At 47.5% G+C, this 12,122-nt stretch carries 10 protein-coding genes; 7 read left to right on the top strand and 3 right to left on the bottom strand.

Translation table 11 applies throughout. The features are described 5' to 3' along the window. Window positions 1-24 precede the first annotated feature (24 nt). A complete protein-coding gene (locus AACQ21_RS00880) occupies window positions 25-345 on the top strand; it encodes an HI1450 family dsDNA-mimic protein (protein ID WP_017048043.1) in 321 nt (106 codons plus the stop codon). A gap of 98 nt (window positions 346-443) precedes the next feature. On the opposite strand, the gene yqfB is transcribed toward AACQ21_RS00880, so the two are convergent. Beyond that, window positions 444-788 (bottom strand): N(4)-acetylcytidine aminohydrolase, encoded by a 345-nt coding sequence (gene yqfB, locus AACQ21_RS00875; protein WP_010319023.1) that lies wholly within the window; start codon window positions 786-788, stop codon window positions 444-446. Between the two features lie 229 nt (window positions 789-1,017). Between yqfB and hutC the strand changes: the two genes are divergently transcribed. From hutC to AACQ21_RS00845, 6 genes are all read left to right on the top strand, one after another. Then, window positions 1,018-1,731, top strand: a complete 714-nt coding sequence (gene hutC / locus AACQ21_RS00870; protein WP_038148510.1) for a histidine utilization repressor — start codon at window positions 1,018-1,020, stop codon at window positions 1,729-1,731. Window positions 1,732-1,858: 127 nt separating this feature from the next. Then, a complete protein-coding gene (gene hutI / locus AACQ21_RS00865; RefSeq protein WP_047688278.1) occupies window positions 1,859-3,073 on the top strand; it encodes an imidazolonepropionase in 1,215 nt (404 codons plus the stop codon). Continuing rightward, complete coding sequence (gene hutG, locus AACQ21_RS00860) at window positions 3,066-4,079, top strand: formimidoylglutamase (protein WP_094165382.1); 1,014 nt, start codon at window positions 3,066-3,068, stop codon at window positions 4,077-4,079. Before hutI ends, hutG begins: the two co-directional genes overlap by 8 nt. A gap of 77 nt (window positions 4,080-4,156) precedes the next feature. After that, window positions 4,157-5,854 carry a urocanate hydratase gene (hutU, locus tag AACQ21_RS00855; protein WP_105977528.1) on the top strand — a complete coding sequence of 566 codons (1,698 nt, stop codon included), beginning with the start codon at window positions 4,157-4,159 and terminating at the stop codon, window positions 5,852-5,854. A gap of 11 nt (window positions 5,855-5,865) precedes the next feature. Then, the gene (gene hutH / locus AACQ21_RS00850) at window positions 5,866-7,398 is read left to right on the top strand and encodes a histidine ammonia-lyase (protein WP_017048047.1); all 1,533 of its coding nucleotides are present in this window, start codon (window positions 5,866-5,868) and stop codon (window positions 7,396-7,398) included. Window positions 7,399-7,507: 109 nt separating this feature from the next. Then, window positions 7,508-8,233: a DUF3581 domain-containing protein gene (locus AACQ21_RS00845; protein ID WP_026027168.1), complete on the top strand. Its 726-nt coding sequence runs from the start codon at window positions 7,508-7,510 to the stop codon at window positions 8,231-8,233. Between the two features lie 141 nt (window positions 8,234-8,374). Here AACQ21_RS00845 and AACQ21_RS00840 read toward each other — a convergent pair whose 3' ends face one another. Together AACQ21_RS00840 and ydiJ are read right to left on the bottom strand one after the other, a co-directional pair. Next, on the bottom strand, window positions 8,375-8,866 hold the full coding sequence (locus AACQ21_RS00840; protein ID WP_013856601.1) for a methyltransferase family protein: 492 nt from the start codon (window positions 8,864-8,866) through the stop codon (window positions 8,375-8,377). Window positions 8,867-8,916: 50 nt separating this feature from the next. Further along, window positions 8,917-11,952: a D-2-hydroxyglutarate dehydrogenase YdiJ gene (ydiJ, locus tag AACQ21_RS00835; protein WP_181185598.1), complete on the bottom strand. Its 3,036-nt coding sequence runs from the start codon at window positions 11,950-11,952 to the stop codon at window positions 8,917-8,919. Window positions 11,953-12,122: the final 170 nt, after the last annotated feature.

Raw genomic sequence — 12,122 nt, 5'->3', positions numbered from 1 at the left:
CAAATACATGAGCCGAGCATAATAATGTCTGATTTGATTTCTTACGACGATGCCATTGATGCGGCTTACGACATCTTTCTTGAAATGGCACCCGATAATCTAGAACCTGTTGATGTCATCCTGTTTACGGCACAATTTGAAGACCGTGGCGCGGCTGAACTGGTTGACGTTGGTGATGATTGGGTTCAACACGTGGGTTTTGACGTCGATAAGGAAGCTTACGCGGAAGTATTGATCGGTCTTGTCAACGAAGAGGACGACGTACTAGACGATGTGTTTGCAAGAATGCTCGTCAGCCGCGATCCAGACCAAAAGTTCTGCCACATTCTGTGGAAGCGTGACTAACCTCATTACTGTTGCTGCGTTTTATAATGAAATCGTCGTGACACTGTCTTGAGGCAAACAGCAATAACGCCAATCGTGATTGATTGGCGTTATTATTTTTAAGCGTGATCTTTTTCCAGAGCTTTTTCTTCAACCAGTTGATAGTGAATGACATACAACTGTTCAATATTGGGATAAATGTCTTGAATCACCTCTTTCAGTGTCGTGAGTGACATATTTTCTTGCTCTGCATGGTAGTGGCTTAATTCGCTAAATAGGATCGGTTCAACCTTATTGATTAACAAGCGGCAGAACTTTCGTCCCTCTTCCAACGTACTCACCTCGACAATAGAGCCAACTTGGTAGTGCTTTTCGCTCTCATCACGAATGGTGATCACTTTCTTTTTCGCCAAAATATCCGCTTCAAAACGAGCGAAAAAAGTCATTTCTGTTGGAGCTGTCATCGCATTTTCTCTTTATTATTTAAACCACAAGTTACCATTTACAACACAGGTTACTATTTACAACACAAGTTACGACGCCATCTTACCGTGACACTGACCCTTTGTCGTCGATAGCTGCTTCACCAATTCACAGTTTTGGCCGATGATGATCGCAAAGCCTTATCTAAATATTGCATTTCCCAGCGACTTCGTTAATCATTTGTATATTCAAATAAAACTCATCATGCCCATGTCAAGCTCACCACTTTATAGACAAATAAAACAATTTATTTTAGATAACATTGAATCCGGACACTGGCCTGTCGGCCAACGCATAAGCACCGAGCTAGAACTGACTGAGCAATTTAATGTGAGTCGGATGACGGTGAATAAAGCGATACGGGATCTGGTAGCTGATGGAAAACTGCAACGCCGACCAAGGCTAGGTACTTTTGTTTGCGCGGTAGAAGACAAAGCGGAATCACCGCTACTTGATATTCGTAATATTGCTGACGAGGTCGCTAGCCGAGGGAAGCAATATCGCAGTAAAGTCTTAAAGCAACTTGCGTTAACAGCAGATGAAAGTGTCGCTATCAAACTCGGCGTCATGCTAGGATCTTCTGTTTTTTATAGTGAAATCATTCACTTTGCTAATGACACTCCGATACAACTGGAAGTGCGCTGGGTCAATAGCCGCTACGCGCCCCACTATCTTGAACAAAACTTCTCGTTCATGACGCCCAATCAATATCTTTCACAAAACTGCCCATTAAGTGCCATTGAGCACACTGTTGAAGCCATTATTGCCGAGCATCACATCAAACAATTGTTGCAGTTGGCCGTCAATGAACCCTGTTTACTACTCAATCGCCGTACCTGGAGTGGCGATAAGTTAGTCAGCTCTGCACTGCTTTATCACCCGGGATCGAAATACAAATTAACCTCTAAAGTGATGCTCGACTAACGCTACACATTTCAACATTCGATCACACTTTTGCAACATTCATCTTGCACCGCGTGCGCTTTTGCCTTATTTATTTGTATATACATTTAAATCAGCAGCGTACTAAGCGATAACGGTGACAATAAAGATGGATCTAATACTGACCAACGCGCGTATCGTCAGCATGGAACAAGGAGAGCTTGGCTATCAACCTAGCTCTCCTAAAACTGTGGTGATAAAAGCGGGCAAAATTGACGCCAGCCTTGATAGCCACATTCCCATAGCTGCCACACCAGAACACAAAGTCATAGATTGCCAAGGCAAGCTTATCACTCCGGGGTTGATAGATTGCCATACTCACCTTATCTATGCCGGTAACCGCGCCAATGAGTTTGAAATGCGCTTGCAAGGTGTTCCCTACCCAGCGATCGCCAAGCAAGGCGGCGGTATTTTATCAACCGTCCACGCCACCCGCACCGCATCCATTGACCAATTGGTTGAGTTGGCACTACCAAGGTTAGAGGGGTTGCTGCGTTCCGGTGTCACATCCGTTGAGATCAAATCGGGCTACGGTTTAACGCTCCATGATGAGATAAAAATGCTCAAAGCGGCTAAGCACCTTGAGGATCATCGCCGCATTAAAGTCGTCACAACACTGCTCGCCGCTCACGCCATTCCACCAGAATATCAACACCGATCAGACGATTATGTTGAGCATATTTGTCAGGAAATCATCCCTCTGGTGGCCGAACAAAAACTCGCTTCGAGCGTCGATGTGTTTTGTGAATCGATTGGTTTTACGCTGGCACAAACAGAAAAAGTGTTCCAAGCCGCAATTGCGCATGGGCTGCAAGTGAAAGGTCATACCGAGCAATTATCAAACCTAGGGGGAAGCGCTTTAACCGCCCATTACCAAGGTTTGTCTGCCGATCATATCGAATATTTAGATGAGCAAGGTGTGTTTGCACTCGCCCGTTCCAATACCGTGGCAACCTTGCTGCCCGGTGCTTTTTATTTCTTACGTGAAACCCAACGCCCACCGATTGATTTACTGCGTCAGCATCATATTCCAATGGCCATCGCAAGTGATTTCAACCCCGGTACATCGCCGTTTGCTGACCTCACTCTTATTATGAATATGGCGTGCACACTGTTTGGCTTAACCCCCCAAGAAGCCTTACGAGGGGTGACTCAACATGCTGCGCAAGCGTTAGGTTTTGCTGATTCTCGCGGCAAAATTGCCACTGGCTACGATGCCGATCTCGCCATTTGGAATATTAGCCACCCAGCCGATTTAAGTTATCAAGTGGGCGTACCGCGTTTGCATGCACGCGTAGTTGACGGAGCATTTACCTATGAATAACCCTACCCTTAGCAACACTCAGCACAGCTTCGAGTGGCAAGGCCGTCACGATGCCGAAGATGGCGAGTTAGGTACACGCGTTCACCATCAAACTCAACGTTGCACCGTCAATACGCTACCCATTCAACAAAACCAAGATGAGAAAGCCATTGCCATTATCGGTTTTGAATGCGATGCAGGGGTGGCCCGCAATAAAGGACGCATTGGCGCAAAACAGGCTCCCGATGCCATTCGCCAAGCGCTGGCCAACATGGCTTGGCATAAGCACTCTCGCTTTTTTGACCTGGGCAATATTCGCTGTATTGATGATGAACTTGAGCTGGCTCAGCAACAGTGCGCTGATGTGATTGCCCATACGCTTAAACAAACGCCCGTTATCGTACTGGGTGGCGGTCATGAAGTCGCTTGGGCCACGTTTCAAGGCGCAGCGCAATATCTGAGTCAACAAGCCATCAGCCAACCACGAATTGGGATCATCAATTTTGACGCACATTTCGATTTACGTGCTTTTGAGTCAGAGATCGCTTCGGTGCGACCTAGCTCCGGCACTCCCTTTAATCAAATTCATCAATGGTGTGAGCAAAATCAATGGCCATTTCATTACGCTTGCTTAGGTGTAAGCCGAGCAAGTAATACTACTGCACTGTTTCAACGAGCCGATGAACTGGGCGTTTGGTATATGCAAGATAATCAGTTTTCAGCACTGAGCCCGATTGATCATCTGCGTGAACTGCAACACTTCATTGACCAGTGTGACTATCTCTATTTAACGATTGACTTAGATGTCTTTCCAGCTGCAACGGCGCCGGGAGTCAGCGCCCCAGCGGCACGTGGCGTAAGTTATGAAGCGCTTGCCCCTTATTTTGACAAAATTTTCTACCACAAAAATAAGCTGTTAATTGCCGACATTGCCGAATACAACCCGCAATTTGACCAAGACAATCAAACTGCTCGTCTCGCGGCAAGGCTGTGTTGGGATATCGCCAATGCCATGACCGACGATTAATCGCTACACCTCACTAAACCCGATACTGGCACCATAACAACAATAGCGCCACATTGTGAAACACAAGGAGTCTCAACATGACGCAACCCCATACTCAAGAGCAACGTCTTGATACCACGCGCACCATTCGCGCCCCTCACGGTACAACACTTCGAGCCAAATCGTGGTTAACCGAAGCGCCACTGCGCATGCTCATGAACAACCTTGACCCAGACGTTGCAGAGCACCCACATGCACTTGTGGTGTATGGTGGCATTGGCCGCGCGGCCCGAAATTGGCCGTGCTTTGATAAAATTGTTGAAGTGCTTGAACGCCTTGAAGAGGATCAAACGCTCTTGGTTCAATCAGGCAAACCTGTCGGTGTTTTCCCGACGCACAAAAATGCACCACGTGTGCTAATTGCCAACTCAAACCTTGTACCACATTGGGCCAACTGGGAGCACTTTAATGAGCTCGATAAGCAAGGTTTGATGATGTACGGTCAAATGACGGCTGGCTCATGGATCTACATCGGCTCACAAGGCATTGTACAAGGTACTTACGAGACCTTCGTCGCCATCGCTAAACAGCATTTTGCTGGTAGCGCAAAAGGCCGCTGGGTGTTGACTGGCGGCTTAGGTGGCATGGGCGGCGCTCAGCCATTAGCGGCAACCATGGCTGGGTTTTCCATGATTGCGGTCGAGTGTGATGAATCGCGCATCGACTACCGTTTACGCACTGGTTATGTCGATAAAAAAGCCACCAGCTTAGATGAAGCCTTGGCGATGATCGATAGCTCGGAGACACCGATTTCTGTCGGTTTGTTAGGTAATGTCGCTGATATTTTTCCACAGCTAGTTGAGCGTAATATCACCCCCGATGTGGTGACAGACCAAACCTCGGCCCATGACCCACTCAATGGTTATTTACCCTTAAATTGGAGCATGGAACACGCCGCTCAAATGCGCACTCAAGATGAAAGCCAAGTGGTCAAGGCGGCCAAAGCATCGATGGCCGTCCAAGTTCAAGCGATGTTAACGCTGCAAAAACGCGGCGCTGCCACACTCGACTACGGCAACAACATCCGCCAAATGGCTCTCGAAGAAGGAGTAGCGAACGCTTTTGACTTCCCAGGATTCGTGCCAGCCTACATTCGCCCGCTATTTTGTGAGGGGATTGGACCTTTTCGCTGGGTCGCCCTGTCTGGCGATCCCGAAGACATTTATAAAACCGACCAAAAAGTGAAAGAGTTAATCCCTGATAACCCCCATCTACATAACTGGCTAGACATGGCGCGCGAACGCATTCAATTCCAAGGCCTACCAGCTCGCATCTGTTGGGTGGGTTTGAAAGATCGCGAACGTTTAGGCCAAGCCTTTAACGCGATGGTGAAAAGTGGCGAGTTAAAAGCGCCAGTCGTGATTGGTCGCGACCATTTAGATTCCGGCTCGGTAGCAAGCCCAAACCGTGAAACTGAAGGTATGCTAGATGGCTCAGACGCTGTTTCCGATTGGCCGCTGCTCAACGCACTGCTCAATACAGCCGGTGGCGCAACTTGGGTGTCACTCCACCACGGCGGTGGCGTAGGTATGGGCTTTTCTCAGCACTCTGGCATGGTGATCTGCTGTGATGGTTCAGATGACGCAGCGCAACGCATTGCGCGTGTTTTACATAACGACCCAGCCACAGGTGTCATGCGCCATGCTGATGCAGGTTATGACATTGCGAAACGCTGTGCTAAAGAACAAAAGCTCGACCTGCCAATGCTCAACCATGAACTCGAGCAACTGAAGTAAGGACAAAAAACATGTTAAATCTTGTTATTAAACCGGGCCAATTGAGCTTAAAAGCACTGCGTCAAGTAAGCCGAAAGCCGGTCACCGTATCACTCGACTCCAGCGCGATAGCGGGTATTGAAGCAAGCACACAAGTCGTTGAGCAAGTGATTGCCGAAAATCGTACTGTTTATGGTATCAACACGGGGTTTGGCCTACTTGCCAATACTAAAATTGCCCCTGAAGATTTAGAAACCTTGCAGCGCAGCATCGTGCTTTCACACGCTGCGGGCATTGGTAAATTCATGGCGGATGAAACCGTTCGCTTGATGATGGTACTCAAAATTAATAGCCTTTCCCGTGGGTATTCTGGTATTCGACTTGAGGTGATCAACGCCTTGATGGCGTTAGTTAATCACCAAGTCTACCCCTGTGTTCCGCAAAAGGGATCGGTTGGCGCATCGGGTGATTTAGCGCCTTTAGCACACATGAGTACGGTACTGCTCGGCGAAGGGCAAGCTCGCCACAACGGCGAAATTATCTCTGGACTGGACGCGTTGAAAATCGCAGGGCTAACTCCTATTACTTTAGCGCCAAAAGAGGGGCTCGCGCTACTCAATGGCACACAAGCCTCTACCGCATTTGCCCTAGAGGGGTTATTTGCCGCAGAAGACTTATTTGCCTCCGCCATTGTATGTGGTTCAATGTCGGTCGAAGCGGCGCTGGGCAGTCGCCGCCCGTTTGATCCGCGCATTCATCGCGTTCGCGGCCATCGCGCGCAAATGGATGCCGCCAGCGCTTATCGCCATGTACTTGACAGCCGCAGCGAGATTGGTGAATCCCACACCGCATGTGAAAAAGTACAAGACCCGTATTCACTGCGTTGCCAACCACAAGTGATGGGCGCGTGCTTACAGCAAATTCGCAATTCGGCTGAAACGCTAGAAGTGGAAGCCAATGCCGTTTCCGACAACCCTCTGGTGTTTGCAGACGATGGCGACATCATCTCTGGCGGTAATTTCCATGCAGAGCCCGTCGCGATGGCTGCGGATAACTTGGCGCTAGCGATTGCCGAAATCGGCAGTTTGTCAGAACGACGCATGGCACTCTTGATTGACAGCGCGCTCAGCAAGCTTCCGCCATTTTTAGTGGACAACGGTGGCGTTAACTCTGGCTTTATGATTGCGCAAGTGACGGCGGCAGCGCTAGCCAGTGAAAATAAAACGCTCGCCCATCCGGCTTCGGTTGACAGCTTACCTACTTCGGCCAACCAAGAAGATCACGTGTCGATGGCAACGTTTGCTGGTCGTCGTCTGCGTGATATGAGCGAAAACACGCGTGGTATTTTAGCGGTCGAGTATCTTTCTGCCGCGCAGGGGCTCGATTTCAGAGCACCCAATAAATCCTCCGCATTAGTCGAAGAAGCGAAACAAATCCTGCGTAAAAAAGTTTCGTTTTACGATAAGGATCGCTACTTCTCGCCAGACATTGAACAAGCCAATACCTTGCTAGAACTGGCGGTACATAACTCGCTCATGCCGGAAAATCTTCTCCCTAGCTTATAATGTTACGCTATTGAGCCTCGCTCTCTGTGAGGCTCTTTTTACTGATTGGACCATTCATCGAGTGGAGTTGACTTATAATCGCTTCAGTTTTGGCCATACAGCGTACATTATGTCTCTTACATCTTATTTCTCTCATCAAGATCAAAAATTCCAGTTCACTCGCCAACAAGCGAGTCACTTTGCTAAAAAAGTGGCGGGAGATTTCAACCCAATCCACGACGAAGACAGCAAGCGTTTCTGTGTTCCGGGCGATTTGCTCTTTGCAGTATTGCTGCAAAAAGAAGGCATTAGCCAAAAGATGCGTTTTGATTTTTCAGGCATGGTCAGCGATGGCATTGCACTGCACATTGAAAATAAGTGTATGAAAGAGAGCGCTCTTGTCGATACTGCCGGCAAAGAGTATCTACACATGAGCCGTGAAGGCCAAGTAAGCCACAACACCGCATTTATCGAACACGTTGTGACGAACTATGTGCAGTTTTCTGGTATGAACTTCCCGCACATCATGGTGCCATTGATGGAAGAAGCGCAAATGATGATTAACTGCCAGCGCCCATTAGTCATCTATGAAAGCATGGAAGTGGAATTTGAACGTTTAGACCTCACTTCACCTGAAGTTGAGTTTTCTGGTGCGACGTTTGATGTTGACGGTAAACGTGGCATTGTCACGCTTAACTTTGCCTTTAAAGAAAACGGTCAAATCGTAGGGAAAGGGGTAAAGCGCATGGTAGCTAGTGGCCTGAAACCTTATGACCAAGAAGCAGTCGATGACTTAGTTAATCGCTTCAATGAACGTAAAGAGATGTTTTTAGCTCAATTTTCAAAAGCAGCCTAACCGTATTCTTTTCACTATGGCTTGAGCTCTTTTGCTCATTATCTAGAACCATGTTTGTTGTCTAGAACCATGTTCGTTGTATAGATTGCCGCCCCGCTATTCTTGCGGGGCTTTTGATTTCGGATGCCTTACGACATTCAACTATATCCAGCGCCTGACACGCTGCTTGTAATCGACATACTCTTCGCCAAAACGCGCTTCCAGCACTCGCTCTTCTGGATAAATCTGAAAACGATTCATAAACCACACAAATAAAAATGCGACCACAAGGCTCAACCCATTGTGTTGCCAATAAGCCACGCCAAACAACAGGAAAAAGAGCCCCAGATACATCGGATTACGCGAATAGCGGTAGATACCGCTATCCACAATACACGATGTCGTTTCTGGTTTGGTTGGATTGACCGTAGTTTTCTTGCGACGAAATTCGTAAATCCCCAGTAAACCAACGATGCCAGATAAAACAAAGCAAATCGCAAAGACCACTCGAGGCAGAGGTAAAGCGAGGCTTGCAAACTCAAAACTGTATGAGATACGATGCATCAACAGTAGCGCCACAATAAATATCGCCACTGGGGGTATTTTCAGTTCAAATTTTTCCATGCTGCTCCACCTGACTGTGCTTCGCTCCAAACCAATATCGACAGTATAGTAAAAAGCCCAGTAAGGTCTGGGCTTAGGGTTTACAACAATGCCAGTAAAGCTTGTAACGGATGCTTTGGTTTTACCTGTTCAAATCGTTTCACTTGACTACGGCAGGAATACCCTGTGATCAAGCAACGCTCTTTGGGCAGTTTTTCTAAACTTGGCTTCCAGCTTAAACCATAAATATCTTTCGACATCTCCAGCTTATCCTTTTCGTGGCCAAAGGTTCCAGCCATGCCACAACAACCAACTGGCACCGTTTTTAACTGAGAACCAAAATGGCTAAATATCGCACCCCACTCTTTTTCTGCATTCGGTAGTTTGGTCTTTTCCGTGCAATGAGCAAACAGATACCAAGGCGCGTCACTGTGGTTTTGGTGATGGTTAAACTCCGACAAACGTGGCAACAGCCACTCATGAACGGTCAACACATCAAACTCACCGCGCTTATCGCCAAGAATTTCGTTGTACTCATCACGGTAGCAAAGCACTAACGCTGGATCGACACCGACCATTGGAATATTGAGATCAGCCACTTGTGACAAAAACGCAGCGGTGTTTTTCGCGGTAGTTGTGAATTGCTTTAAAAATCCTTTGATATGCTGTGCTTTACCATTGGGTTTGAATGGCAACAGTATCGGATTTTTGCCTAATTTGATCAGCAATTGCACGAAATCTTCAACCACCTCAGCATCGTAATAACTGGTAAATGGGTCTTGAACGATAATCACATGTTCAGCGCGATCTTGCTGTGACAGACCAGCGAGACGCTGCATATCAAATTTCACCACCTGGCCTGCGACACGCTTTGCCAACGTCGGTACCGAAAGCAAGGGCGCATCAACGTAACCAACGGTTGAAGCGGTGAGGCTTTGTACCCATTTCTGAGCCAATACCCCGTTCACCACTTGCGGAGCCTTTGCCATGACCGGCAAAAGCGTTTCAATATTCGCGACGAGATAATCCTTAGCCGGACGCTGATAACGTGAGTAGTAGATATTTAAAAAACGAGAGCGAAAACTCGGCACATCCACTTTGATTGGACATTGGCTGGCACACGCTTTACACGCCAAGCAGCCGTTCATCGCTTCATACACTTCATGTGAAAAATCGTACTCGCGCGATTTATTGAAAGAGTTACGCACGCGATCAATCATAGTTTTGATGGTTGGGTTTGACTCCAACACTTGTTTCTCTAGGTCGAGAATATCCACACCCTGCTCGGTAAGTTGGCGTAACCATTCACGCACCAAACCGGCGCGGCCTTTCGGTGAGTGACGACGATCCGCCGTGACTTTCATCGACGGGCACATCGGCGAACTGGTGTCATAGTTAAAACATAAACCGTTACCATTACACTCCATCGCCTGTTTGAAACTGTCACGGACCTTCACATCGATTTGACGATCAAAATAGCCGCGTTTGGTGTCCGTGACTTTGACCAATTCAAAATTGGTCTCAAGTGGCGTACATATTTTGCCGGGGTTCATTTTATTGTGCGGGTCAAAGGCTGCTTTAACGCGTCGTAATTCAGTAAATAGCTCCTCACCAAAAAACGCGGGGCCATATTCGGAGCGATAACCTTTGCCATGTTCGCCCCACATTAAACCGCCATATTTTGCCACCAGCTTGACTACCTCATCAGACACTTCATGCATCAGAAGCTCTTGCTGTGGGTCACACAAATCCAAAGCAGGACGCACATGCAGCACGCCGGCATCCACGTGGCCAAACATGCCATAACTGAGATTTTTACTATCCAGCAAGGTACGGAATTCGCTAATAAAATCAGCCAAGTGTTGAGGAGGAACACAAGTATCTTCAGCAAAAGCAACGGGTTTAGCCTTGCCTTTGGCCGCCCCTAATAACCCCACCGCTTTTTTGCGCATGTTGTAAATCAGGTTAATGCTCGCCAAATCACTGCACACTTGATAGCCAATGATGCCCGCTTGTTCTTGCTCAAGCATCTGATCAAGACGCTGCGTCAATGAAGCGACCTGTGCGGCGACCTCTTGCTCGCTTTGGCCTGCGTATTCGACCATGTTGATGCCTTGCATCTCTTTGCCCGGAACATCCGCTAATAACTCGCTGACGCTATGCCAAACAATATCTTGCTTAGCTAGATTTAATACTTTGGAATCGACGGTTTCAACCGATAACGCATTGGCCGCTACCATTAAAGGGGCATTACGCAATGCCGAATCAAAGCTGTTGTACTTCACATTGACTAAGGTGCGAGCTTGGGGGATAGGCGTCAGATTCAAGGTTGCTTCTGTGATGAAGACCAAAGAGCCTTCTGCGCCACAAAGTACCCGAGTGAGATTAAAGTGATCACCTTCTTCATCAAGCGCATTTTTAAGATCGTAGCCCGTCAGAAAGCGGTTAAGAGGTGGAAATTTCGCCACAATTTGTTCGCGCTTGTCGCGGCATACCGCTTCGGTCACTTGCAAAGCATTTGCAGCAAAAGTACCACTTTCAGGCAAGCCTAATGAGAGATCCGATTCAAGTACCGAGCCATCGGCAAAAACGGCTTGCAGAGACAAGACATGATCCGACGTTTTGCCATATTTTAAAGAGCCCTGCCCTGACGCATCGGTATTGATCATGCCACCAAGTGTGGCTCGGTTACTGGTCGAAAGATCCGGTGAGAAAAAATAACCTAATGGTCTGACCGCATCATTTAATTGGTCTTTCACCACACCAGCTTGTACTCTTACCCAACCTTCATCAGCATTAATTTCAAGCACTTGGTTCATGTGACGAGATAAATCAACCACAATACCTTTGGTTAACGACTGGCCATTGGTACCAGTGCCACCACCGCGCGGTGAAAAAGTGACTCTCTCAAACTCTGGTTTTGAGCTAATCTTACCAATAAGTGCTACGTCATGAGTTGATTTGGGATGCACAACGGCTTGAGGCAATTGCTGATAGACACTGTTGTCAGTCGCAACAGCAAGTCGGCTAGAGTATTGTGATTCGATATCGCCGCTAAACCCCTCGTTTTCGAGTTGTTGTAAAAAGCTCAAAACGACGGGATCGACGTCCGTTTGGTGATGAAGTCTTGGTAACATTTGCTTCCTGCCCCTACTGCGCTGATCCAATCAGCTGTGGGTTAATGGTTATTTTGATATTAATCTTTGAATTTTGTCACTTTACAACATTTAAAAAGGTGATCAAATCAGAATCTCAATGCAAGAATGAATCTCTCTAAAAAGTCATCAGTACGACATTTTTCCTGTAC

Source organism: Vibrio sp. V01_P9A10T6 (assembly GCF_963877065.1).
Classification (GTDB): domain Bacteria; phylum Pseudomonadota; class Gammaproteobacteria; order Enterobacterales; family Vibrionaceae; genus Vibrio; species Vibrio anguillarum.
The sequence above is the reverse complement of the archived record's forward strand: the minus strand, read 5'-3'. Positions and strand labels throughout refer to the sequence as shown.